Below are 22,088 nucleotides of genomic sequence, written 5' to 3'. Positions count from 1 at the left end.
CCGGGCGTCCCGTTCGGCCGCGCGGCCGAACGGGACGGTCACCGGGCCCGCGTCACGCGGACCGCCGGATCAGAGCTGGTAGGCCCACAGCTCGTACACGTTCGCACCGGCGTTGTGCCGGCACTGGTGCGGGAGTGCGGTGCCGCCGCCCCCGCCGTGCGCGTCCGCCCAGGCCTTCTCGCAGGCGGCGGCCGTGTTGTACCACTTGCCGGTGTAGACGTAGCCCTCCGCGGCAGCGGGGGCGGCGGTGGCCAGCAGCAGTCCGAGGCCGAGCGCGGCACCGGTCGCGAGCTTCTTCACTCGTGTTCCTTCCGTTGGTGGGCATGACGGCGCGGCGGCCGGGATCCGGCTGCCTGCGCGGAATGCGGATGGGGTGCGGCGGTGTCGTCGCCCCCCAGTCGCGCGACCTGATCGGCCGCGCGGAGCCCCGGTTCGTCCACCGGGGCGACCTCCGCACCACCAGTCGACCGCACGCGGGGAGCGGATCTCCGCGAGACCGCCGCCGAAAGCGAGCAGTCGAGGGAAACCCCTCCCGTGCGGTGGGAAATCCGCAGCTCGTCGGGGGCGACCCGCCGTCGGGAACGCGTCATGTCCCGTGTCCGGCGGCGCCGTGCTGCTAGGTTCCGCGCATCTCGACCGCGATCTCCAGGGAGCGACACGATGGTCCACCGCCTGACCGGACTCGCCAAGCTCGGTGCCGCCGCCGCGATCGGCGCCACCCTCGCCAGCGGCGTCACCGCCCTCGCCGCGGACTCGTCCGGCGTCGAACCGGCCAACCTCGGGCGGGCGAAGCTCGCCGTGCAGGACTACTACGGCGACCGGGTGGACGTCGACGGGAAGCACCACGCCACCGAAGGCAGCGCCTGGGACCGGCAGCTCGACGCGGCCGTCGCCGACGCCGAGGCCCACCTGCGGCAGCGGCTCGCCGAGGGCGTGCCGAACCCGGCGATCGTGCTCGACATCGACGACACCTCGGAACTGACCTACGGGTGGGAGGCCGACAACGACTTCGGCTTCGACGAGGAGAAGCAGCGCGAGGCCATCGACGACGCCGAGTTCGAACCGATCCGGCAGACCCGGGAACTCGCCGACTGGGCCGCGGCGCGCGGCGTGCGGGTCTACTTCCTCACCGGGCGCGGCGACGACCTGGAGAAGGCCTCGCTGCGCAACCTCGCCGACGAGGGGTTCCCGGAACCCGCCGGGTCGTTCTTCAAACCGACCACCGAGGCGCCCGACCACCTGCCGTGCGGGCTGGACTGCAGCACCGTGGAGTACAAGTCCGCCACCCGCGCGCACATCGAATCGCTCGGCAACACGATCGTGCTGAACCTCGGCGACCAGGACAGCGACCTGCAGGGCGGCCACGCCGAAAAGCCCGTCAAACTCCCGAACCCGATGTACTACCTGCCCTGATCAGCAGCTCGGATTCCTGTTGCCCGGGGGTGAGTCGGCGCCCTCGAACTCGCCCGGCGGGCTTCGTCGATCGCTCGTCGGCGGCGGAGCCGCGGAGCTGCCGACCACCAGGGCATCCGGATCGCCCGCGGATTCTCAGCGGTTCCCTCGCGAGGACGGGCCGTGCACGTGCCCGGTGCACGAGAAACCGATCCCGCAGCGAGGGAACCGCCGAGGTTCCGCTATCCCAGTGCTACCCGGCAGAAGCAGCGAGACGGGCAGCCAGCAGCGGAGGGCCCGCAATTCAAGCGGCCTGGCGCTTCTTCTCCTTCTGCTCCTTGCTCGCCTTGCGCCCGGCCTGGACCGAGACCCAGACGACCAGGGCCAGCGTGAGGTAGAGCGCGTAGTCGTCGATCATCAGCACGAAGTCCACGGCGTGCTGCCCGATCCCGTAGCCGAGCCCGGCGACGAGGCCCGCCATCAGCCCGGCACCGATCGCGTCGAAGATCAGGAACCGGACGAGGCCCATCCCGCTGACGCCGGCGACCGCGAACACCGCGGGCGCGGGGATGCCGGGCAGCGCCGCGGCGATGATGACCAGCGGCATCGCCCAGCTCGGCCAGGACCGGACGCGGGCGACGAACCGCTTGCCGAACTCGCCCGGCGCCCACATCTGGATGATCTTCTCGCCCCAGCGGCGCCCGGCGAGCCAGAACAACCAGTCGAACTTGACCATGCCGAACACGCCCGCCGCGACGACCAGCCACAGGTCCAGCTCACCGATGCGGGCGAACGCGGCGCCCGCGCCGATCGCGGAGAGGCTGCCGGTGACCGCGCTCAACCCCAGCGGGTGCGAGGCCAGCAGGAACGGGCGGAACGGCATCGAGGCCATCATCAGCAGCACGACGCCGAAGGTGGCGAACACGAGGAACTTGTCGCCGCGGGACATCGGGTGCTCCCACGGCATCGCGTCGCGCCACTGCTGCTGGGCTTCGGCGAGCTCTTCCGGCGTGTAGTCCCTGCTGCGCCAGCGGAACCGTTTCTTCGCGGCGGGCGCGTCGACCTGGTCCTCCGCGGTCGTGCCGGTCTCGGCGGTCGTGGCGGTGGTGCCGGTCGTGGCGGTGGTGCCGGTCGTGGCGGTGGTGCCGGTCGCGGCGGTCGGGTCCCCGTTCGGCCCGGGCTGCGCGCCCTCGTGGTCGATGCCCGTCATGTCTCTCCCTCTGGATGGCTTGCCCCCTCGACGAGAAGAGGAGGTCGTCTGCCGTGCGGCCCCGGGTGGCTCCCGGGTCCGTCGCGAATCGGCGAACCGACCAGCGCGCCTCGTCGGAGAGCAGTGTCCAACCATGCCGCAGCGGCAGGGAAAGCCTCCTGGCCCGAGGTGTGTCCGCGATCACCCCGAGCCGGGGGTGCGCGGTGCCGCCTGGCAGCATCGGCGGCGGACTACGGGAGGTTCGGACGTGGACGAGGCACCGGCCCCGCTGGGGGCGCGCTATCCGGTCCCGGCCGGGGAGATGCTGCTGCACCGCTCCGGCAGCGGCGGCCCGCCCGCGGTGTTCCTGGCCGGTGGCGGGATGTCCGGGCTGCACGGCCTGCGCCTGCACCAGCAGGTCGCCGAGTTCACCACGAGCGTGCTGGTGGACCGCCTCGGCCTCGGCTGGAGCGATCCGGTGGAGCTGCCGCGCAGCGGCACCCGCGTCACCGACGACCTGCGCGCGCTGCTGCGGGCGGCGGACGTGCCGGGGCCGCGCGTGCTGGTCGGGCACTCGCTGGGCGGGCTGTACGCGCGGCTGTACGCGAAGCGGTTCCCGGACGAGGTGGCCGGATTGGTGCTGCTCGACCCGACGCACGAGGAGATCGTGCAGCGCCTGCCCACCGAGGCCGCGCAACGGCTCCTGGCATGGACCACCGACGTCGAGCTGCCCGCCGACCGGCTGACCGCGATGCGGGACGCATACCGGGCCGCGGTCGGCCGGGCGCTCGCCGACTGGCCCGCCGAGGTCCGGGAACCGCTGCTGGCCCGGGGGTTCGGCCCGGCCGCGCACCTCCGGTCGTTGCGCGAATCGATGAACCTGCCCGAGCTGTTCCGGGAGGTCCGGGAAGCCGGTCCCGATCCGGATCTGCCGCTGGTGCTGGTCTCGGCGATGGGGTCCGACGCGTTCGCCGACGAGCTGTCCCCGCCGGAGGCCCGCGCCTCCGCCGCCGAAGCGGCCCGCGCCAAGCACGAGCTCTACGCCGACTTCACCGCCGCGCTCCCCCGCGCCGAGCTCCGCCGCCTGGACGACGTCGGCCACTCCGGTCTCGTCTGGTCCCGGCCGGACGCCGCGGCGCACGCGGTCCGCGACGTCCTGGCGCGCTGATCCGGTGTCAGTCGAGGACCTCGGTGCCGGTTTCCGGGGCCCACAGCCAGCAGATCGCGGCACCGAGGAACAGGACCACGACGCAGCCGCCGAGCGCGACGTCCATGCCGTAGGCGTCGGCGACCAGCGGCAGCAGGAACGTGCTCGCCGCGGAGCCGATGCGGCTGGCGGCGACGGCGAGCCCCACCCCGGACGCGCGCAGATCGGTCGGGAACAGCTCCGGCGGGTACACGAACTCCAGGTTCACCGCGGCGGCCAGCACGAACGCGAACGCGGTGAACAGCACCACCGAGGTGGCCGGCCCACCGGAGAACAGCGTCAACCCGGCCAGCAGCACGCCGCCGAGCACGAACGACCCGATCAGGAACAGCCGCCGCGAGATCCGGTCGATGAGGGCGAGCCCGACGACGGCTCCGGCGAGCAGGAACCCGTTGTACAGCGCGCCCGCGCCGAGTTCCCCGGTGACGCCGAACGCGGCCATCACCTGCGGCGAGAAGGTGCCGAGGGCGAAGAACGGCACGACCTGGCACACGTAGAACACGGCGCCGACGGTGGTGCGCCGCCGGTGGGCCGGGCCGAACAGGGCGCGCAGGCCGCGGCGGCCGGTGCTCGGCGGGGCGGTCGGCGGCAGCACGTCCGGGCCGAGGTGGCGGCGCACGGCGGCCGCGGCCGCGGCTTCCCGCCCGTGCCGGACCAGCCACAGCGGTGATTCGGGGATCCCGAACCGGAACCCGGCGACGAGCAGCGCGGGCACGGCGCTGACCACCAGCATGGAGCGCCAGGCGTCCGGGCCGAGCCCGGTGAGCAGGAATCCGGCCAGGTAGGCGAACACGTACCCGGCGGCCCAGGCGACGGCGAGCAGGCTCATCAGCCTGCCGCGGTACCGCACCGGCGCGTGCTCGGTCACCAGCGACTTGCTGACCACGTAGTCGGCGCCCAGCACGACCCCCAGCAGCAACCGCAGCACCAGCAGCTGGCCGGGCGTCTGCACGAAGAACTGCACCAGCGACAGCACCGCGAACACCGGCATGTTCCAGGCGAAGATCCCGCGCCGCCCGATGCGGTCGGCGATCGGGCCGACGAGGACGGCGCCGGCGAACAGGCCGACCAGCGTCGCCGCGCCCAGCAGTCCCTTCCACAGGGCGGTGAGTCCGAGCGACTCCCCGGCGGCGGCGATGACGATCCCGATGATGCCGAGGATGAACCCGTCGCTGAACTGCCCGCCGGTGCCGGACACGGCCACCCGGAGGTGGAAGCGGGTCAGCGGCGCGTCTTCGTAGGCGCAGGTGGTGGTGCTCATGCGTCACCTCCGCCGTCGCGGAGCCGACCGGTGGCGGTCTCGTAGCCTTCGGCGGCGGACAGCTCGACCCAGCGGTCCAGCGCGCCGGTCAGGTTCCGCTCCCGGTGCGGGCCGTCCCAGGCCAGACCGTCGACGCAGCGGCGGGCGAAGGTGGTGGCGGCGGCGGTGAGGTCGTCGAAGGTGCCGGTGAGCGCGTCGAGCACCACCGGCTCCATCACGTTGAGCTCCAGTTCCCCCGCGGCGACGGCGCATTCGACCGCGTGCCCGTGGCCGCGCACCCGGTAGCTGAGCTGCATCACGTATTCGGGGACCACCGGGTTGACCTTGGCGGGCATGATCGACGATCCGGCCTGCACGGCCGGGATGGTGAGGTCGCCGAACCCGCCGCGCGGGCCGGAGGACAGCAGCCGGATGTCGGCGGCGATCTTCGCGGTGGTGAGGGCCGCGCGGGTCCCGGCCGCGGCGATCTCGGCGTACGGGTCGAAGTGCGCGAGCGCGTCGAAGCGGTCCGCGGCGGCGGTGATCGGGCGTCCGGTGAGCTCGGCGAGTTCCGCGGCGCACCGCTGGCCGAACCCGTCGGGGGCGCCGATGCCGGTGCCGACCGCGGTGGCCCCGATCGGCACGGCGTGCAGGCCCGCGGCGGAGTTCTCCAGCCCGGTCGCGACGCGGTCGACGGCGGCCGCGTGGGCGCGGTGGGTGTCCCCGGCGGTGAGGCGCACCGCGTCCTGCAAGCAGGTGCGGCCGAGGTGCGGGGTCTCGTCGAACTCGGCGGCCTTGCGCCGGAACGCGGCGGCGAGTTCGCGCAGCGCAGCGACGGGTTCCGCGACCAGTTCCAGGATGGTCAGCGCCATCGCCGTCGGATAGGTGTCGTTGGTGGACTGCGAGGCGTTGACGTGGTCGTTCGGGTGCACCGGCAGCCCGGCGATCGCGCTCGCCCTGGCCGCGATCACCTCGTTGGCGTTCATGTTCGCGGTGGTCCCGCCGCCGCCGTGCACCAGCGGGGTCGGGAACTGGTCGGCGTGCTCCCCCGCGATGATCTCCTGGCAGGCGGTGCCGATGGCCGCGCACCGGGCCTCGTCGAGCACGCCCGCGGCGAGGTTGGCGCGGGCGGCGGCGAGCTTGACCCGCGCGTAGTGGCGCACGAACGGCGCCAGGTCGCCGAAGGTGCGGCCGAGCGGCGGGAAGTTGCGCACTCCCAGCTCGGTCTGGGGCCCGTAGAGCCGGTCCCCGGTGGTGGTGGTTCCCGCGTCGGCGGTCATCGGCCGTCTCACTCTCCTCGTCGAGGGCGAACTGGTCGCTCGCAGCGCGGTCACGCTAAGCCCGGCCACCCGAACGGTCCATCGATGTTGCTGTCCCGACAACGACTGCGAGCAGCTGTACTGGTACTTCGCCGAGAACCGCGGTCACGGTGTTGTCGCTGCCACAACAGGTGGCAGACTCCGGGGATGGACACCGGAGCGGAACGCGTCGCCGCCCTGCTGCTCGCCTTCGGCGCGGGCGGGGCCGGGAACGACCACGGCGTGAGCGATCTCGCACGCGCCGTCGGACGGGAACGCAGCCAGGTCTCCCGGATGCTGAAATCGCTGGAGCGCGGCGGGCTCGTCGAGCAGGATCCGCAGACGAGGCGCTACCGGTTGGGCTGGACGCTGCTGGTGCTCGCCTCCAGCGCCGGGGACGCCGCGCTGCTGCGCGCCGCCCGGCCCGCGCTGCGCGGCATCGTCGCGCGCACCGGCGAGGTGGCGCTGCTGTCCGTGCAGCGCGGCAACCGGTCGTTCACCGTGCTGCGCGAGGAGTCGAACCAGTCGCTGCGCGCCGGTGGCTGGGTGGGGCGGAGCTCCCCGATGCACTGCACCGCTTCCGGGCGGGCGCTGCTGTTCGACTCCGACGACGACCTCGTCGACGCGCTCACCGAGCAGGACCTGCGGACGCCGATCTCCGGCACCGCCGCGCCCCGCGATCTCCCGGAACTCCTGGAGCGGCTGCGGGCCGAACGCGAGAGCGGGTACGCGGTGGCCGGCGAGGAGGTCGAGATCGGCCTCACCTCGGTGGGCGTTCCGGTGCGGGACCACTCGGGAGCGCTGGTCGCGGCCGTCAACATCTCCGGCCCCACCTCGCGGCTCGTCGGCCGGATCCAGGACTCGGTGCACCGCCTCCGCACCGCGGCCACGACGATCGAAACCGCCCTGTCCCGCCCCTACCGCCCTTGACCCCGGCAGCGAGCAGGCGGCACGACCTAGGTCCTCCCGCCACCGACGAGCGAAAGAACCCGACGGCGAACAGGAACTTGGCCCCGCGTGCGGCGGCCCGTGTCCTTTTCCTGTCAGCGGCGCAGCCGCTGAGCAGCGACCACCAAAGCAACTCGCACCGCCGCGGGTTCTCAGCGGTTTCCTCGCGAGGACAGCGTTTTCTCCTGTGGCGGAGCCACCGGTGAAAACGATCCCGCAGCGAGGAAACCGCTGAGGTTCCGCCACCCACTCCCCCGCCAAAACGAGCAGGACAAGCCCTCTCAGCAGTCCAAGACTGCTCGGATCATTCCTGCTAGTTGCTCTGCTGCTTCGGTGGTGTCGTAGTCGGGGGCGTGCAGGCGTTCGGTGAGGATGGCGTCGATGGCACCGCCGAGCGCGATGGCGGCGGTGCGGGCGTCGACAGCGGTGCCGCGGGCGCGGGCGGCCGCGGCGACGATGCCCGCGAGCGGGGTCCAGCGTTCGCGCGGGGTGCGTTCGGCGCCGCCGATGCCGTCCGCTTCGACGACCAGCCGCGCGTGCCGCGGGTGGTCCCGCAGGTGGCCGAGGGTGGCGCGGACGTAGGCGGCCGGTCCGTCGGCCGCGCCCGCAGCGTCCACGGCAGCGGCGACCTCGCGGTCGAGGGCGGCGAGCACGGTCTCGTGCGCGGCTCGCACCAGGGCGTCCTTGGCGGTGAAGTGGTACAGCACGGCGGCTTTGGTGATGCCGGCGGCCGCTGCGATGCCGGCCAGGGAGGTGCCCTGGTGGCCGTTCGCCGCGATGAGGTCGATCGTCACGTCGATCAGCTGCTCGCGCCGGACCCGCTCGGTCGGCGTCGGTTCGCGGTCCGGGTCCCGCTTGGTCACCACGCCGCGAAGGTTACCGGCCGGTCCCGCTCACCCGACCGTCCGGTTAGGACGGTGCGGTCATTCCTGCCCTGCTGCGGCGAAGAAGGCGACCATGGCGTGCGGCGCGTCGGGGCCGAACATGAGCCGGTAGGCCTCGGCTCCGTCGGCGGCCGCTTCGGCGCCGCGGGCGAACATGGCCCGCTCGTGCTCGGCGAGCGCGGTCTCGACGTCGCCGGGGTGCGCGGCGAGGGCCGCGCCGAGTTCGGCCCCGTCGAGCATCGCCAGGTTCGCGCCCTCCCCGTTCGGGGCGGCGAGGTGCGCGGCGTCGCCGAGCAGCGTCACACCGGGCACCCGCTCCCACCGGTGCCCGATCGGCAGTTCGTGCAGCGGCCGCAGCACGGGCGCGGTGTCGGATTCGGTGATGAGCGCGGTGAGTTCCGGCGCCCAGCCGGGGAATTCGGCGGCGATGCGCGCCGCGGCCGCGTCGGCGTCGGTGAAGTCGATGGCGGCGAACCAGTCGCGCGGGTGCTCCAGCGCCACGTAGGTGTGCAAGGTGTCGCCCTTCTCCCGGTGGGCTTGGACGCCCTTGCCGGGCGCGAGCGCCAGCATCGCTCCGCCGCCGACGGCCTTGGCGGCCGCCGGGTGCCGGGTGTCGGCGTCGTAGAGGTAGGTCTCGACGAAGGACCGGCCGGTGTAGCGGGGTTCGGCGCCGGACAGCAGCGGCCGCACCTTCGACCAGGCGCCGTCCGCGCCGACCAGCAGGTCGGTGGTCAGGCCGCCGCCGTCGGCGAACTCGACCTCGTGGCGGCCGTCGCCGAGGGCGCGGGTGGCGGTGACCTTGCTCCCCCAGCGGACGGTGCCCACCGGGAGCGAGTCGAGCAGCAGCCGCCGCAGTTCGCCGCGCTGCACTTCGGGCCGCCCCCCGGTGCCGTCGTCGGGTTCGTCGAGCAGCACCGCGCCGTCCTGGGCGAGCAGCCGCATGGCCTGGCGCCCGGGCAGCACGAGCTCCCGGAACCGGTCGAGCAGTCCGGCGGCGGCGAGCGCGGGCTGGCCGTTGTGCTCGTGGATGTCGAGCATGCCGCCCTGCGGCCGCGAGTCCGGGGACGGTTCGGCTTCGCAGACGACGGCGGGGATGTCGTGGACGTGCAGCACGCGGGCGAGCACGAGGCCGCCGAGTCCTGCTCCGATGATCGTGACGGGGTGGCGCATGGCGGTTCCTCCGGACTCTCGAACGCTCTGGAATGCCATTCCAATATGGAGCGGCATTCCAGATGTGTCAAGATGGCGGCATGGCCACACGGGAACAGCGGTCGCAGCGGCGCACCGACGGGCTCACCAGGGAACGCATCGTCGAGACCGCCGTCACGCTGCTGGACTCCGCCGGTGAGCGCGGGCTGACGTTCAAGGCCCTGACCGAGCGCCTCGCCACCGGACCCGGCGCGATCTACTGGCACGTGCCGAACAAGGACGCGCTGCTCGCCGCCGCCACCGAGGCGGTCGTCACCACCGCTCTCGCCACCGGCACCACCGCGGCCACGCCACGGGAGCAGGTGCGGGAGGTCTCGCTCGGGCTGTTCGACGCGATCGACGAGCACCCGTGGCTCGCCGCGCAGCTGACCGCGGAGCTCTCCCGGAATCCGCGCGGAGCCGTCACCCCGCGGATCTACGACAGCTTCGGCAGGCGGGTCCGCGCGCTCGGCGTCCCCGAATCCGGCTGGTTCACCGCCACCTCGGCACTGGTGCACTACGTGCTCGGCGCGGCCGGGCAGAACGCGGCGAACGCGGTGGCCGCCGACCACGAGGTGGACCGGGACGAGTTCCTCGATTCGGTGTCGAGCTCGTGGGAGGCGCTGGACCCGGACCACTTCCCGTTCGCGCGGGCGGTCGCCGACCAGCTGCGCGGCCACGACGACCGGCGGCAGTTCCTCGACGGCCTGGACTTCGTGCTCACCGGCATCACCGCCGGTCGGTGACCCGGACGATCAGGCCGTGAAGGCGGGCGCCGCGGTGCCGAGCAGCGTCGCGGGACCGGCTTGCGGCGTCGGGTGCGCGGAGAAGCCGAGCGGGCTCGCGGGCTCCACCGAGGTGCCCAGCGGCCCGGTGCGGGTGCTCAGCCCGATCGCGGGCTCCGGCAGCGGCAGCGCGGCGACGTCCGCGGCGTCGAACCGGCCCAGCTCCCGCACCCAGGTGCACACCCGGGCGAGGTTCACCCGCACCCGCCACGAACCGCCCTCGACGGCCCGGCGGCGCACCGCGGCCACGGTGCCCGCCGCCGCCAGGTAGGCGGCGAGGTAGTCGTTGAGCAGGTGCGTCGGCGGCAGCGCGGGCGCACCGCTCGGGCCCCGCCCGGCGGCGAGGTCCCGGACCGCGCCCTCGTCCAGCGCGAAACCGGTGGCGGCGCACGCCAGCTGGTCGAACCCGCCGCGCGCGGCCCACGGCCCGTCCGGGCCCCAGCAGTGCACCTCGGTGGCGACGATCCCCGGATGCCGTTCGGCGAGCTCCGCCGCACCGAAACCGCGGCGCTCCAGTCCCCGGTAGGCCGAGACGAACACGTCCGATTCGCCGGCCAGCGCGTCGAACGCGGCGGCCTGGCCGGGATCGCGCAGGTCCAGGTACGCGTTGCGCTTCCCGCCGCCGGTGAGCGCCAGCATCCCGATCGAGTCGCCCCGGTCCGGCCGGGAGGTGTGCAGCACCTCCGCGCCGAACGTGGCCAGCAACCGCGCGGCGACCGGCCCGGCGATCACGTGGGTGTCGTCCAGCACCCGCAGCCCGGCCAGCGGGGACCAGTCCGCGGTGTCCCGGCGCGGCGGCAGCGGGCGCGGCTCGGCGTCGGCGATGCGGGTCACCTCCACCACGGGCCGACCCGCCAGGTGCGCGCCGACCGGGTGGGCGCGCCACTCCTGCTCGGTGCGGACGGCGGCCGCGACCCCGCCCGCGCGGACGACGGCTCCCTCCAGTTCGAGCGCGCTCCACCGCCGGGTCGCGGCGGTGATCGCGGCCGCGGTCGGCGGGCAGTCCAGCACCGCGCACACCGCCTCGCGCAGGTGCGGGTAGGTGGAGAGCAGGAACGTCCAGCCGTTCCGCGCCGGGTAGAAGTCGTTCAGCCCGAGCAGTCCCGGGTCGTCGCTGAGCAGGTGCGGCCGCACCCCGTTGACGGTCGCCAGGAACGGCGCGCGCAGCTGGTCGAACGCGCCGGCCGCGGTCGTGGTGACCTGCTGCGGCGGCGCGCCGCGGTCCTCGTCGGCGGCGGCCACCTCTCGCCCGAACGCCACGATCGCGGCCGCGGCGGAATCGGCGAGCCGGTGCACCGAGGGGCCGATCGGGTCGGAGCCGGTGATCGAGGTGATGGAGGCGGTGCGCGGCTCGCCACCCGCCAAGGTCCGCGCCAGGTCGTCCGCGATCGCGGTGGGCTGCATCCAGGTCATGGTCCGAGGATGCGGTCCGCGGGCCGACGCGGCGGCGGACTGCGGATATCCGGAGCGGGTGCGGATATCCGGATACCCTTAGCCGCGTGCCGGACGCCCATGCGCACCGCGGCGTGGAGCGCGTGGACCGGGTCCTGGACCTGGTCGCGCGCTCGACCGAGCCGCCGACGCTCACCGAGATCTCCCGGTCCCTCGGCCTGCCCCGCAGCACCGCGGCCGACGTGCTGCGCGAGCTGCGCGCCCGCGGGTACCTGCGTCTGGTCGGCCGCGGCCACGTGCTGGGCAGGCGGTTGCAGGTGCTGGGGCTGCTCGCCGGGTCGGGGCCACCGTCGCCCGTCGAGCACGACCGGCTGGAGGAGCTGAGCCGCCTCGCTCGCGCCCCGGTGGCGTCGGCGGTGCTGGTGGGCGGCGAGGTGCTCTACCTGGACCACGCCGGTCCGCGCGCGCCCGCGCGGCTGCAGGCCGTCGCCGACGAGCACCGGCCGCGCCCCGCGCTGCGCACCGCGGCCGGACGGCTGCTGCTGGCGTTCGCCGGGGACGCCGAGCGCGCGTCGGTGCTGCGCGCGGTGGCCGCGGACGACCCGGAGGCGGTGGCCGCGTTCGAGCGGGAACGCCCGGCGATCGAGCGCGCCCGGCTGGCCCGCAGCGACGGCCTGGCCGATCCGTCGATCCGCGCGATCGCGGTGCCGGTGGTCGAGGACCGGCAGGTGACCGCGGCGCTCGTGCTGTTCGGTCCCCGCCCGCGCACGCCCGGCGCGCCCGCCCCGTCCGCGCAGCTCGCCCTGGAACGCGCCGCCGCCCGGGTCGCCGCCGCGCTCTGACCGACCGTTTGCCGATGCCCCGCCACGGGCAGTCGGGAGGTGGCGGTCGCGCCTGCGGCTCCGCACTCGTCAGCACCGGAACAGTTGACCCGCGCGGGGCACCGGCACCGCCGCGGGTTCGGGATGGTCGTCCTCGCGCGGACGGCGGTTCCACTGCGGGGGGCCCGCCGCAGAGGTCGATACCGCGGCGGGAACGCCCCGCCAGCACGAATCCACGGCCACGGCAGGAGGTTCCGGTGGTGCACCAGCTGGTTCGCGGCGCGTTGGCCGGAGCGGCCGGGACGACCGCGTTGAACACGACGACCTACCTGGACATGGCGGTGCGCGCCCGGCCGAGCAGCAGCAGCCCGGAGCGGACGGTGCAGGAGGCCGAGCACCACCTGGGCGCGTTGCCCGGCGGTGAGTCGGCGGTGCGCAATCGCCGCTCCGGGATCGGCGCGCTGCTCGGCATCGGCGCCGGACTGGGGGTGGGCGCCGCCTACGGCTGGGCTCGGGCGATCTGGCCGCGCGCGCCGCTGCCGCTGATGGCGGTCGCCGTGGGCCTCGCGGCGAACGCGGGCAGCACCGCGCCGATGGCGGTGCTCGGCGTGACCGACCCGCGCGAGTGGACCGCGCAGAGCTGGGCGATGGACCTGGTCCCGCACCTCGCCTACGGCGCCGTCACGGCCCTCGCCTTCGAGGCGTTCCGCTGACGAGCTCGCCGAGGCCGAGGAGCGCCGCCGCGTTGCCCGCGCAGAACCGGTGCCGGTCCTCCTCGTCGGTGAACTCGTCGAAGAAGCGCCCGATCTGCGCGGCGGTGGGCCGCTGGAACGGGTAGTCGGTGGAGAACAACAATCCGTCCACTGTGGTCACTTCGAGGACGTGCCGCAGCAGCGCGGGTTCGAGCATCCCGGAGCAGGTGAGGTGGAAGTGCTCCCGGACGTACTCGGAGACCGGTCGCGGCAGTCCGGCCGCGGCGGACAGCGAATCGGCGCGGCTGAGCCAGAACGGCAGCAGCTCGCCCCAGTGCCCGAGCACGATCCGCAGCCCGGGGAACCGGTCGAAGGTGCCGCGCAGCACCAGCCGCAGCGCCGCGGTCCCCGCGTCCACGTGCCAACCCCACCCGTAGGTGGCCAGGCCGAGCCCGACGGCGTCCCCGAGCCCGGCGCACGCGACTGCGCGCACGTCGCGCGGGGGCGGCCCGGGGTGCAGGAACAGCGGCAGCCCCAGTTCTTCGGCGGTGGCGAACAGCTCGTCGTGCCGCGGGTCGTCGAGCGGCACGTCCCCGGCACGGCCGTGCACCACCGCGCCGACGAGACCCGATCCCGCGGCGCGACGCAGTTCCGCGGCGGCGGCCGCGGGGGCGACCACGGGCAGCGTCGCGAAGGCGCGGAACCGGGTGGGATGCCTGCGCACCGCGTCGGCGGCGACGTCGTTCGCGTCGCGGCACAGCGGAACGGCCGCCGCCGCGGGCAGCGCGCCGGTGCCGGGCGGGTTCGCCGGGGACAGCACCTGCACGTCGATGCCCCGCGCGTCCATGTCCGCGATCCGCGCCTCGCCGAGGTCTTCCAGGCGCGCCGCGAGGTCGCCGTGCTCGCTCAGCGCCAGCGCGTCGTCGCGCAGGCCCGCGGGCCGCGCCCGCAGCGCGGCGGTCGCGGCGGGCAGGTCCCAGTGCTCCTCGACCGCGATCACGGTTCCCCCGCCGGTCACCACGGCACGGTCTTCCCGAAGCGGTCCAGGTAGGCGATACCCGGTTCGCCCAATCTGGACAGGAGCACGTCCACCAGCAGCGGCGCGCTCTCCTCGACGGTGTAGGGCGCGTCGGGCCCGCCGAGCGCGGTGCTGATCCAGCCGGGCGCGAGCAGCAGGAACGCCCGCCGCGATGCCGGGTCCCTGGCGGCGAGACCGCGCACGAACATGTTCAGGGCGGCCTTGCTGCCCCGGTACAGCTCGCGGGATCCGGTGGTGGCGTTCGCGATGCTGCCCTGCCCGGAGGACATCGCACCGACGAGCCCGTCCGGGGCGACGAGGTCGGCGAGCGCGTCGAGCACCCGGGCGGGGCCGAGCGCGTTCGTCACCATCACGTCGACGAAGTCGGCGGTGCGGACCCGGCCGATCGGGGTGCGCCCGTCGTCGGTGGTGCCCGCGTTGACGAACAGCACGTCGAGCCGGGTCCCGGCGAGCCGGTCGTGCAGGTCGGGCAGCCGCTCGGGTTCGGTGACGTCGAGCCGTTCCACCCGCACCCGCCCGTCGGAGCGCTCGGCGAGTTCGTGCAGCGGGGTGCGGGCGGTGGTGTCCCGGACGGTGCCGATGACGTGCCACCCCCGGTCGAGCAGTTCGGCGGCCAGCGCGCATCCGAGGCCGCGGGAGGCGCCTGCGATGAGCGCGGTCGGTCCTCCGTCTCGTGGTGAATCCATGCCGCCGAGCCTGCGCCCGGCTCGGCCCGCAGGCACGCGCCACGGCCGGATTCGTAGGATTCCGCTCATGACGGCACCCGTGGTGAGCGAATCCGCCGACATGAGCCCCGAAGACGTGCGTCTGCTGCGCGCGCTGCAGATCGGCCCGCGCGCCTCGTTCGCGTCGATCGCGGCGGCGCTCGGCGCCTCGGAGGGGGCGGTGCGCCGCCGCTACCACCGGCTGCGCAGCGAGGGCGTGCTGCGCGTGGCGGGCATCGTCGATCCGGGTGCGCTGGGGCAGACCCGGTGGCTGGTGCGGTTGCGCTGCCGCCCGGGCAGCGCGGCGGCGATCGCCGAGGCGCTCGCGAAGCGGGACGACGTGAGCTGGGTGGCGCTGGGCGCCGCCGGTGCCGAGGTGACCTGCGCGGTGCGGTCCCGGACCCGGGAACAGCGCGAGGACCTGCTGGGCCGCCGGCTCCCGCGCACGGCGGCGGTGCTCGACATCCGCCCGGCGGCGATGCTGCGGCAGTTCGTCGGCGGCCGCGGGCACTACTGGGCGGCGCTGCGCGGGGTGCTGACCGGGCGGGAGGAGGCGGCGCTCGGCTCCACGGGGAACCCGTTCGCGGAAACCCGCGCCGGTGCGGCGGATCCGGTCGAGTTGTCCACTTCGGACGAACGGCTGCTGGCCGCGCTGGCGGCGGACGGCCGGGCCGGTTTCGTGGAGCTGGCGGCGGCCGCGGACCTCACCCCGGGACGCGCGGCCCGCCGTCTGCACGCGCTGGTGGAGCGGCGGGTCGTGCACGTCGACGTGGAGATCGCGGCGGCCGCGCTCGGCCTGCACGCGCGGGCGAACCTGTGGCTGCGGGTGCACCCGTCGGCGGTCAGGGACGTGGGGCGGGCGCTGGCGCGGGAACCGGAGGTCGGGTTCGCCGCGGCCGTGTCCGGGCCGCACAACCTGCACGCGGTGGCGCACTGCCGGACCTTCGACGACCTCTTCGAGTTCACCACCGACCGCATCGGCGCGCTGCCGGGCGTGCAGGACCTGGAGGTCTCGCCGTTCCTCCGGCACGTCAAGCAGGCGGGCACGCTCGTCGACGGCGACCGGCTCGCCGTCCCGGGAGCCCCGCGCGGCTGAACGGGTGTCGGCCGTCGACGGCCGATCACCCGCCCGCGCGGCGAGTTCCGGTCACCGCGGCCCGAAGGAGCGGATCGCGGCCACCGCCCGTTCCTCCACCGCGTCCCGACCGGCCCGCCAGACGGCGACCGCGTCCGATCCGGGCAGTGCCGCGGGCAACGCCGCGGCGACGGCTTCCAGGTGGGCGCGGCGCAGCTCCGCGTTCACGTTGATCTTCGCTACGCCGGCGTCGATGGCGCCCCGGATCTGCTCGGCGGGCAGCCCGCTCGCGCCGTGCAGCACCAGCGGCACCGGCACCGCGGACCGGATGGCGCGCAGCCGGTCCAGGTCCAGCCGCGCGTCCAGGGAGAACCCGTGCACGTTGCCGACGGCGACCGCCAGCGCGTCCACCCCGGTGCGGCCGACGAAGTCCGCGGCCTGCTCCGGCGAGGTCATCGCCGCGGACCGCGCGCCGGTGGAGACGTCCTCGTCCCCGGCGAGCGCGCCCAGCTCCCCTTCCAGCCAGGCGCCGTGGTCGTGGGCGATGCGGACGGCTTCGGCGGTCGCCGCCACGTTGTCCTCGTACGGGTCGTGCGAACCGTCGTACATCAGCGAGGAATAGCCGAGTTCGGCGCACCAGCGCAGTTCGGCCAGGTCCCGCCCGTGGTCGAGGTGGACGCCGACCTCCGCGCCGGTGTCCGCGGCGGCCGCCAGCGCGACGGTCGCCAGCAACCGGCCCGCGTGCCGGAAGTGGCTCGCTCCCGCCAGCAGCAGCACCGGCGACCCGGTCCGCTCCCCCGCCCGCACCACGGCCTGCACCTGCTCCAGGTTGTAGGTGGCGAACGCGCCGAGCGCCCACCCGCCGTCGGCGGCGGCGCGCAGCGCACCGGTCCCGCGGCTCAGCACGCGGCTTCCCGGAGCCTGCGGACCGCGTCGCGCAGCCCGTGCTCGTCGCCGACGTTCCCGGCGAACACGCCGTAGGGCACGCCGGTCGCCGGGCCGGACACCGGTTCCCAGATCGAGGCGGTGCCGGGCAGCAGCGTGCCGCGGGACCACGCCCGACGGATGCCGAGACCACCGGTGGTCACGTCCGAGGAGGTGATGCCGCCCTTCGCCAGCACGAACGCGGGCCGGACCTCGGCAAGAACCGACCGCACCACCGCGACCAGGGCGGCGCTGACGGTGCGGGCGATCTCCAGGCTGTGCTCGGCATCGCGCCCGCCGACCAGCTCGCGGCTGGTGCGCAGCACGACGTCCTCGGCGGCCCCGGCGCGCAGCAGCGCGACGACGCGGGCCGTCAGCTGCGCGATGTGCTCGGCGCAGGCCACCGGGTCGAGCACCCGGGCGACGTCGAGCTCGGCCTCGGTGGTGCGGCCGTCGGCGTGCAGCGCGGCGAGCTGGCGAGTGGTGAGGCCGACGTGCGAACCGACGACCACCAGCCCGCGGCTCGACCGCTCCCGCGGATCGTCCGGGCCCGGCTCGGTGGCGCGCAGGTCCGCCGGGTCCGCGGGCGGGTGCGCGCGCTGGCCGGTGCGCGCCCGCACGAACGACGGCCCGGTGCGGTAGACGAACCGCTTGCCGTCCGCTTCGGCGCGCAGCAGCCCGGCGACGAGCACCCGCAGGTCCTCGTCGGCGGCGGCGTCGGCGACGACCGGCAGGCCCCCGGTGCTGCCGCCGAGGATCCGGGCGACGGCCTCCGGGCCGCCGGTGCGCAGCTCGGCCAGCGGCACGGTCACCACCGAGTCCCGCGGGACCCGGCCGCCGGTCTTCTCCTCGACCCAGTCCCGCAGGTCGGAGCTGCGGTAGCCGAAGGTGCGGTCGCGGGCGAACTCCGTCTCGCCGACCGGCACCATCCCGTCCGCGGTGCGCATCCAGTGCACCGCGTCCACCGTGATCCGCCCGGGTTCGATCAGGGCGGGCACCAGCAGCACACCGTCCACGTCCGCCCCGGCGGCCGCGCTCTCGGCGGCGAGGACGTCGGTCTCCAGCGGGAAGTGCCCGCGCAGCGTCGAATCCCCGCGACTGGCGAAGGCGCAGTCGACGCCGAGCTCCCGGGCGACGTCGAGGGCGGCGCGCGCGATCTCCCGGTTGGTCCGGGCCGCGTCCGGCGGGGCGAGGCTGCGCGTGTTGGTGAGCACGAAGAAGCCCGGGGTGTCCTGCGCGAACGCCCACTCCAGGTCCTCGCGGGTCCAGCCGGTGAGCACCGGCAGGTCCCGGATGCTCTGCGTGCCGGTCGGGTCGTCGTCGAGCACCACCACCCGGCGGCCGGCCGCGACGGCCGCGGTCAGCTCGGCGGCCGGGACGTCCCGCGGTTCGGGAGCGTCGGCGAGCAACCGATCCTGCGAGATCGCCATTTCAGGACTCCAACCCCGTCAGCTCCCGCACGATCGCGTCCCCGACCTGCGCGGTGGAGGCCGTGCCGCCGAGGTCGGGGGTGCGCCCGGCCGGGTTCTGCAGCGCCGCGTCCACGGCGCGTTCGATCAGCGCACCGGCCCGCACGGCGCCCTGGTCCTCGCGGCGGCGCCCCAGCCAGTCGAGCATCAGCCCGGCCGAGAGCACCGCGGCGACCGGGTTCGCGATGCCCTGCCCGGCGATGTCCGGCGCGGAACCGTGCGAGGACTGGAACAGGCCGTGCTCGTCGCCCACATCGCCGCTGCCGGAGAGCCCGAGACCGCCGACGGTGGCGGCGGCGAGGTCGGAGATGATGTCGCCGAACATGTTCTCGGCGACCAGCACGTCCAGCGACTGCGGGCGCTGCACCTGGTAGGCCGTCATCGCGTCCACGTAGGCGTAATCGCGCTGCACGTCCGGGTACCCGTCGGCGACCGAGTCGAAGACCTCGCGGAAGAACGCGTAGCTGGACAGCACGTTCGCCTTGTCCACGCAGGTCACCTTCGCCGGGCGCGCCGGGTTCGCGGCGTGCCGGGAGCGGGCGAGCTCGAAGGCCTGGCGCACCACCTTCTCGGTGCCCCGCCGGGTGATCACGATGGTGTCGGTGGCGACCTCGCCGCGCACGTTCGTCCCGCCTTCGCGGGAGGCGTAGAGGCCTTCGACGTTCTCCCGCACCACCACGTAGTCGATGCCGTCACCGCGGGTCAGCGGCTGCGGCAGCGCCGGGATCGAGTGCACCGGGCGGATGCCGGCGTACAGGTCGAGGCCGAAGCGCAGCCGGAAGATGACGTCGCCGTTGACCTCGCGGCCGTCCGGGTGGCGCGCCTCGGGCAGGCCGATGGCGCCCAGGTAGATGGCGTCCGCGGCGGCGCAGGCCGCGTACTGCTCGTCGGGCATGGCGACCCCGGTGCGCTGCCAGCGCGCGGCGCTCGCGTCGAGCTCCTCGAAGTCCAGCCCCAGCCCGCCGAGTTCGGCGGCGGCCTCGGCGACCTTGAGCGCCTCGGCGGTGGTCTCGGGTCCGATCCCGTCGCCGCCGAGCACGGCGATCCGGTAGGTGGTCATGCGATTCCCCTTCGGTAGCAGCGAATTCGGTGTCTCACAGCAGGACCCACAGCAGGCTCACCCCGGCCATCGAGGTCACCGACAGCACGGTGTGGCTCAGCGTCCACACCCGCAGGTTCTGGCCGACGGTCAGGCCGAAGTACTCCTTGCTGAGCCAGAAACCGGCGCTGTTGACGTGCAGCAGGAACGAGGATCCCGCACCCGCGGCCAGCACCAGCAGCGCGAGGTGCACCGGGTCGAGCGCGCCGACGCTCGGCGCCACCAGCGTCGCCGCCGTCACGCCCGCCACCGTGGCGGAACCCAGCGCGGCGACGAGGATCGCGGCGATCCCGAAGGTCAGCAGCAGCGTCGGCACCCCGGCCCCGGCGGCCAGGTCCAGCACCGCGTCCGCGGTGCCGGAATCGACGATGACGCGGCTGAACCCGCCCGCCGCGCCGACGATGAACGTGATCCCGGCGATCGGCGCCAGCGACGAGCCGACCCACCGCTCGCGCACCTCGCGCGGGGTGCCGGACAGCCCACCCAGCACGACGATCGCGACCAGCACCGAGATCAGCAGGGCGACCGCGGGTTCCCCGGCGAGCTCGACCACGGCGTGCAGCGCCCCGGTGCCGTCGGTCCAGAACAGGTCGGTGGCGGCCTTGCCGAGCATGAGCACCACCGGCAGCAGGATCACCGCGAAGCTGCGGGCGCGTCCCGGCGGGCGCGGCACGTCGGCGCCGTCGGCGGCGAACAACCGCTCCAGTCCGGCGGGCGGGCGCGCCTGCACCCAGCGCCGCATCAACCGCCCGAGCCACGGCCCGGTGAGCAGCACCGCGGGTGCGGCGACGACCAGCCCGAGCACCAGCACCAGTCCGATGCTCGACCCGAGCGCCCCGGCCGCGCCGACCGGGCCGGGGTGCGGCGGCAGCAGGCACTGCGCCGCGTCCAGCCCGGCCAGCAGCGGGAACGCGAGCAGCGTGAGCTCGATGCCGGTGCGCCGGGCGAGCAGCAGCACCACCGGGATCAGCGTCACGAACCCGACTTCGAAGAACATCGGGAGTCCGATGAGGACGGACGCGGCGAGCACCACCCACGGCAGCCGCCGCACGCCCACCCCGCCGGTCAGGGTCTGCACGATGCGCGCGGCGGCGCCGGATTCGGACAGCACCGCGCCGAACATGGCGCCGAGCGCGATCAGCACGCCCGTCTCGCCGAGGGTCTTGCCGATGCCGGTGGTGAGCCCTTCGACGGTGCCGGTGACGCCGAGCCCGGCGGCCAGGCCCACCAGCACCCCACCGCTGAGCAGCGCCAGCACCGGGTGCAGTTTGAGCGCGCTGACGGCGACCGCGACGAAGACGATGCCGCCGAGCAGCACGACCATGAGGCGGATGTCGTGCCCGGTGAGCGGTGCCGCCGCCGCGGCCTGCGCGCCGATCACGGCGCACCTGCGCGGGAGCGCGCGTTGTCCGGTTCCATGCTGCTGTCCATTCCTTTGCGACGTTGCGAAAGGTCGTGCGGGTCAGGCCGGCCGTTGGACGAGTTCGACGAGTTCCCCGCCCGCGGATTCGGCGAGGAAGGCGCACGGCAGCCCGTATCCCCCGGTGAACTCGTCCTCCGCCGGCTGCCCCGCCGAGCGCAGCGCCGCGCCGAGGTCGGCGACGGCGAAGCAGACGTGGTGCAGTCCTTCGCCGCGTTCCCGCAGGTGGGTCAGCGGCGGTCCGGGGCGGTGCGGTTCGAGCAGCTGCAGCCCGGCGGCGGTGCCTCCGGGCGCGCAGCCCTGCGGGTAGAGCCAGACGAGCCGGACCCCGACCGCGGCCACGAACTCGTCGTGGACGACGCGCAGGCCGAGGTGCTCGACGTACCAGCGGGCGGTGCGGTCGGCGTCGCCGGTGATCAGGGCGACGTGATCGATCGGACCCGCGGGGGTGGGCGGCTCAGCCACGGGTGGCCTCGTGCGCGGTGGCGAACACCGGAACCTCCTTGGTCGACCAATTGGTATGACCGCTTTGTAGCAAGCCGGTGTGCCCGATGTCCATACCCCCGTCGATCTCTAGGATCGGCGAGCACGCGACATCCGCGGGAAGGAGCACGACCAGTGGCCGAGGACACCGCACCCGGCGAGATCCGCCGCTCGGACGAGGTGGTGGCGGGGCTGCTGCGGCGCATCCTGGACGGCCGGCTGCGGCCCGGCGACCGGCTGCCCGCCGAACGCGACCTCGCCGCCGAGTACGGCGTCTCCCGCACCGCGCTGCGCGAGGCCATGAGCAACCTGACCGGCCGCGGCCTGATCGCCTCCCGCGGCGGCAGCGGGCTGCGCGTCACCGCGGTCGCGCCGGAACGCGCGCAGGAAACGCTGTTCCTGTACCTGCGGGACAACGACCTCGACTACCGCTCCATCCACGAGGTCCGCGAGGTCATCGAGGTGCACGCCGCGGGCGCCGCCGCCGAACGCGGCGACGCGGAGACCGCCCGCCTGCTCAGCGCCGCCAACGACGAGCTGCGCGCCAGCGGCGAGGACGTGGCGCGCGCCGTCGCCGCCGACTTCGAGTTCCACCGGCTGGTCAGCGTCATGGCGGGCAACGAGATCTTCAGCCTGCTGCTGGCCTCGCTGCGCGGCGGGCTGATCCGGGTGCGCGAGCACAACCTCGTCCTGCGCGCCGCCCACCGGGAGGCCTGCGACTCGCACCAGGCCATCGTCGACGCCATCACCGCCCACGACGCCGACGCGGCGCGCGCCGCCATGGCGAGCCACCTGAGCGCCGTGTTCGGCTACTGGCACACCGCGGAACAGCGCTGAGC

Annotated in this window: 22 protein-coding genes; 8 read left to right on the top strand and 14 right to left on the bottom strand. The window is 74.6% G+C overall.

Going from position 1 to position 22,088, the window contains the following annotated elements; translation table 11 throughout:
* Positions 1 to 69: 69 nt before the first annotated feature.
* The gene (locus AC29IT_RS16040) at positions 70 to 300 is read right to left on the bottom strand and encodes a hypothetical protein (protein WP_358442827.1); all 231 of its coding nucleotides are present in this window, start codon (positions 298 to 300) and stop codon (positions 70 to 72) included.
* Between the two features lie 360 nt (positions 301 to 660).
* Here AC29IT_RS16040 and AC29IT_RS16035 point away from each other — a divergent pair, with 360 nt between their 5' ends.
* Positions 661 to 1,413 carry an HAD family acid phosphatase gene (locus tag AC29IT_RS16035; protein WP_488219217.1) on the top strand — a complete coding sequence of 251 codons (753 nt, stop codon included), beginning with the start codon at positions 661 to 663 and terminating at the stop codon, positions 1,411 to 1,413.
* Between the two features lie 283 nt (positions 1,414 to 1,696).
* Here AC29IT_RS16035 and AC29IT_RS16030 read toward each other — a convergent pair whose 3' ends face one another.
* Positions 1,697 to 2,602, bottom strand: coding sequence for a DedA family protein (locus AC29IT_RS16030; RefSeq protein WP_488219216.1), 906 nt, complete (start codon positions 2,600 to 2,602; stop codon positions 1,697 to 1,699).
* A gap of 247 nt (positions 2,603 to 2,849) precedes the next feature.
* Between AC29IT_RS16030 and AC29IT_RS16025 the strand changes: the two genes are divergently transcribed.
* Positions 2,850 to 3,749 (top strand): alpha/beta fold hydrolase, encoded by a 900-nt coding sequence (locus AC29IT_RS16025; RefSeq protein WP_488219215.1) that lies wholly within the window; start codon positions 2,850 to 2,852, stop codon positions 3,747 to 3,749.
* A gap of 7 nt (positions 3,750 to 3,756) precedes the next feature.
* On the opposite strand, the gene AC29IT_RS16020 is transcribed toward AC29IT_RS16025, so the two are convergent.
* Entirely contained in the window at positions 3,757 to 5,049 is a 1,293-nt protein-coding gene (locus AC29IT_RS16020) for an MFS transporter (RefSeq protein WP_488219214.1), read from the bottom strand.
* Positions 5,046 to 6,308 carry a lyase family protein gene (locus AC29IT_RS16015; protein ID WP_488219213.1) on the bottom strand — a complete coding sequence of 421 codons (1,263 nt, stop codon included), beginning with the start codon at positions 6,306 to 6,308 and terminating at the stop codon, positions 5,046 to 5,048. The genes AC29IT_RS16020 and AC29IT_RS16015 overlap by 4 nt, the downstream gene beginning before the upstream one ends.
* A 186-nt stretch (positions 6,309 to 6,494) precedes the next feature.
* Here AC29IT_RS16015 and AC29IT_RS16010 point away from each other — a divergent pair, with 186 nt between their 5' ends.
* Complete coding sequence (locus tag AC29IT_RS16010) at positions 6,495 to 7,256, top strand: IclR family transcriptional regulator (protein ID WP_488219212.1); 762 nt, start codon at positions 6,495 to 6,497, stop codon at positions 7,254 to 7,256.
* Positions 7,257 to 7,555: 299 nt separating this feature from the next.
* Here the strand turns inward: AC29IT_RS16010 and AC29IT_RS16005 are convergent, their stop codons facing one another.
* Positions 7,556 to 8,140, bottom strand: coding sequence for a TetR/AcrR family transcriptional regulator (locus tag AC29IT_RS16005; protein WP_488219211.1), 585 nt, complete (start codon positions 8,138 to 8,140; stop codon positions 7,556 to 7,558).
* A gap of 57 nt (positions 8,141 to 8,197) precedes the next feature.
* Positions 8,198 to 9,328, bottom strand: a complete 1,131-nt coding sequence (locus tag AC29IT_RS16000; protein ID WP_488219210.1) for an FAD-dependent oxidoreductase — start codon at positions 9,326 to 9,328, stop codon at positions 8,198 to 8,200.
* An 80-nt stretch (positions 9,329 to 9,408) separates the two neighbouring features.
* On the opposite strand from AC29IT_RS16000, the gene AC29IT_RS15995 reads away from it, so the two are divergent.
* The gene (locus tag AC29IT_RS15995) at positions 9,409 to 10,092 is read left to right on the top strand and encodes a TetR/AcrR family transcriptional regulator (protein WP_488219209.1); all 684 of its coding nucleotides are present in this window, start codon (positions 9,409 to 9,411) and stop codon (positions 10,090 to 10,092) included.
* 9 nt (positions 10,093 to 10,101) lie between these two features.
* On the opposite strand, the gene AC29IT_RS15990 is transcribed toward AC29IT_RS15995, so the two are convergent.
* On the bottom strand, positions 10,102 to 11,544 hold the full coding sequence (locus AC29IT_RS15990; protein WP_488219208.1) for a CoA transferase: 1,443 nt from the start codon (positions 11,542 to 11,544) through the stop codon (positions 10,102 to 10,104).
* Positions 11,545 to 11,630: 86 nt separating this feature from the next.
* Here AC29IT_RS15990 and AC29IT_RS15985 point away from each other — a divergent pair, with 86 nt between their 5' ends.
* Together AC29IT_RS15985 and AC29IT_RS15980 are read left to right on the top strand one after the other, a co-directional pair.
* Positions 11,631 to 12,365, top strand: coding sequence for a helix-turn-helix domain-containing protein (locus AC29IT_RS15985; protein WP_358442799.1), 735 nt, complete (start codon positions 11,631 to 11,633; stop codon positions 12,363 to 12,365).
* 239 nt (positions 12,366 to 12,604) lie between these two features.
* Entirely contained in the window at positions 12,605 to 13,057 is a 453-nt protein-coding gene (locus tag AC29IT_RS15980; RefSeq protein ID WP_488219207.1) for a hypothetical protein, read from the top strand.
* Here AC29IT_RS15980 and AC29IT_RS15975 read toward each other — a convergent pair.
* Complete coding sequence (locus tag AC29IT_RS15975; protein ID WP_488219206.1) at positions 13,026 to 14,054, bottom strand: amidohydrolase family protein; 1,029 nt, start codon at positions 14,052 to 14,054, stop codon at positions 13,026 to 13,028. The two genes, AC29IT_RS15980 and AC29IT_RS15975, sit on opposite strands and share 32 nt — an antisense overlap.
* Positions 14,051 to 14,761, bottom strand: coding sequence for an SDR family NAD(P)-dependent oxidoreductase (locus tag AC29IT_RS15970; protein WP_358442793.1), 711 nt, complete (start codon positions 14,759 to 14,761; stop codon positions 14,051 to 14,053). Before AC29IT_RS15970 ends, AC29IT_RS15975 begins: the two co-directional genes overlap by 4 nt.
* 67 nt (positions 14,762 to 14,828) lie before the next feature.
* Here AC29IT_RS15970 and AC29IT_RS15965 point away from each other — a divergent pair, with 67 nt between their 5' ends.
* Positions 14,829 to 15,875, top strand: coding sequence for an Lrp/AsnC family transcriptional regulator (locus tag AC29IT_RS15965; RefSeq protein WP_488219205.1), 1,047 nt, complete (start codon positions 14,829 to 14,831; stop codon positions 15,873 to 15,875).
* Positions 15,876 to 15,926: 51 nt separating this feature from the next.
* Here AC29IT_RS15965 and AC29IT_RS15960 read toward each other — a convergent pair whose 3' ends face one another.
* The 5 genes from AC29IT_RS15960 to AC29IT_RS15940 all read right to left on the bottom strand — a co-directional run bounded on the left by AC29IT_RS15960 (position 15,927) and on the right by AC29IT_RS15940 (position 21,231).
* Positions 15,927 to 16,760, bottom strand: coding sequence for a class II fructose-bisphosphate aldolase (locus AC29IT_RS15960; RefSeq protein WP_488219204.1), 834 nt, complete (start codon positions 16,758 to 16,760; stop codon positions 15,927 to 15,929).
* Positions 16,754 to 18,208: a four-carbon acid sugar kinase family protein gene (locus AC29IT_RS15955; RefSeq protein WP_488219203.1), complete on the bottom strand. Its 1,455-nt coding sequence runs from the start codon at positions 18,206 to 18,208 to the stop codon at positions 16,754 to 16,756. Before AC29IT_RS15955 ends, AC29IT_RS15960 begins: the two co-directional genes overlap by 7 nt.
* Before the next feature lies 1 nt (position 18,209).
* Positions 18,210 to 19,307 carry an isocitrate/isopropylmalate dehydrogenase family protein gene (locus tag AC29IT_RS15950; protein ID WP_488219202.1) on the bottom strand — a complete coding sequence of 366 codons (1,098 nt, stop codon included), beginning with the start codon at positions 19,305 to 19,307 and terminating at the stop codon, positions 18,210 to 18,212.
* Between the two features lie 34 nt (positions 19,308 to 19,341).
* Positions 19,342 to 20,727 (bottom strand): GntP family permease, encoded by a 1,386-nt coding sequence (locus tag AC29IT_RS15945; RefSeq protein ID WP_358442779.1) that lies wholly within the window; start codon positions 20,725 to 20,727, stop codon positions 19,342 to 19,344.
* Between the two features lie 81 nt (positions 20,728 to 20,808).
* Positions 20,809 to 21,231, bottom strand: coding sequence for a VOC family protein (locus AC29IT_RS15940; protein ID WP_358442776.1), 423 nt, complete (start codon positions 21,229 to 21,231; stop codon positions 20,809 to 20,811).
* A 153-nt stretch (positions 21,232 to 21,384) separates the two neighbouring features.
* Between AC29IT_RS15940 and AC29IT_RS15935 the strand changes: the two genes are divergently transcribed.
* Positions 21,385 to 22,086 carry a FadR/GntR family transcriptional regulator gene (locus AC29IT_RS15935; protein WP_488219201.1) on the top strand — a complete coding sequence of 234 codons (702 nt, stop codon included), beginning with the start codon at positions 21,385 to 21,387 and terminating at the stop codon, positions 22,084 to 22,086.
* The last annotated feature ends 2 nt before the right edge of the window (positions 22,087 to 22,088 follow it).

Source organism: Saccharopolyspora sp. MMCC62 (genome assembly GCF_057736575.1).
The sequence above is the reverse complement of the archived record's forward strand: the minus strand, read 5'-3'. Positions and strand labels throughout refer to the sequence as shown.

Excerpts from the sequence above, each read along its gene's own strand:
- AC29IT_RS16030 (WP_488219216.1), bottom strand. The coding sequence starts at position 2,602 with ATGACGGGCATCGACCACGAGGGCGCGCAGCCCGGGCCGAACGGGGAC.
- AC29IT_RS16000 (WP_488219210.1), bottom strand. The coding sequence starts at position 9,328 with ATGCGCCACCCCGTCACGATCATCGGAGCAGGACTCGGCGGCCTCGTG.
- AC29IT_RS15970 (WP_358442793.1), bottom strand. The coding sequence starts at position 14,761 with ATGGATTCACCACGAGACGGAGGACCGACCGCGCTCATCGCAGGCGCC.
- AC29IT_RS15955 (WP_488219203.1), bottom strand. The coding sequence starts at position 18,208 with ATGGCGATCTCGCAGGATCGGTTGCTCGCCGACGCTCCCGAACCGCGG.
- AC29IT_RS16015 (WP_488219213.1), bottom strand. The coding sequence starts at position 6,308 with ATGACCGCCGACGCGGGAACCACCACCACCGGGGACCGGCTCTACGGG.
- AC29IT_RS15965 (WP_488219205.1), top strand. The coding sequence starts at position 14,829 with ATGACGGCACCCGTGGTGAGCGAATCCGCCGACATGAGCCCCGAAGAC.
- AC29IT_RS15990 (WP_488219208.1), bottom strand. The coding sequence starts at position 11,544 with ATGACCTGGATGCAGCCCACCGCGATCGCGGACGACCTGGCGCGGACC.
- AC29IT_RS16020 (WP_488219214.1), bottom strand. The coding sequence starts at position 5,049 with ATGAGCACCACCACCTGCGCCTACGAAGACGCGCCGCTGACCCGCTTC.
- AC29IT_RS16035 (WP_488219217.1), top strand. The coding sequence starts at position 661 with ATGGTCCACCGCCTGACCGGACTCGCCAAGCTCGGTGCCGCCGCCGCG.
- AC29IT_RS15995 (WP_488219209.1), top strand. The coding sequence starts at position 9,409 with ATGGCCACACGGGAACAGCGGTCGCAGCGGCGCACCGACGGGCTCACC.
- AC29IT_RS15950 (WP_488219202.1), bottom strand. The coding sequence starts at position 19,307 with ATGACCACCTACCGGATCGCCGTGCTCGGCGGCGACGGGATCGGACCC.
- AC29IT_RS16010 (WP_488219212.1), top strand. The coding sequence starts at position 6,495 with ATGGACACCGGAGCGGAACGCGTCGCCGCCCTGCTGCTCGCCTTCGGC.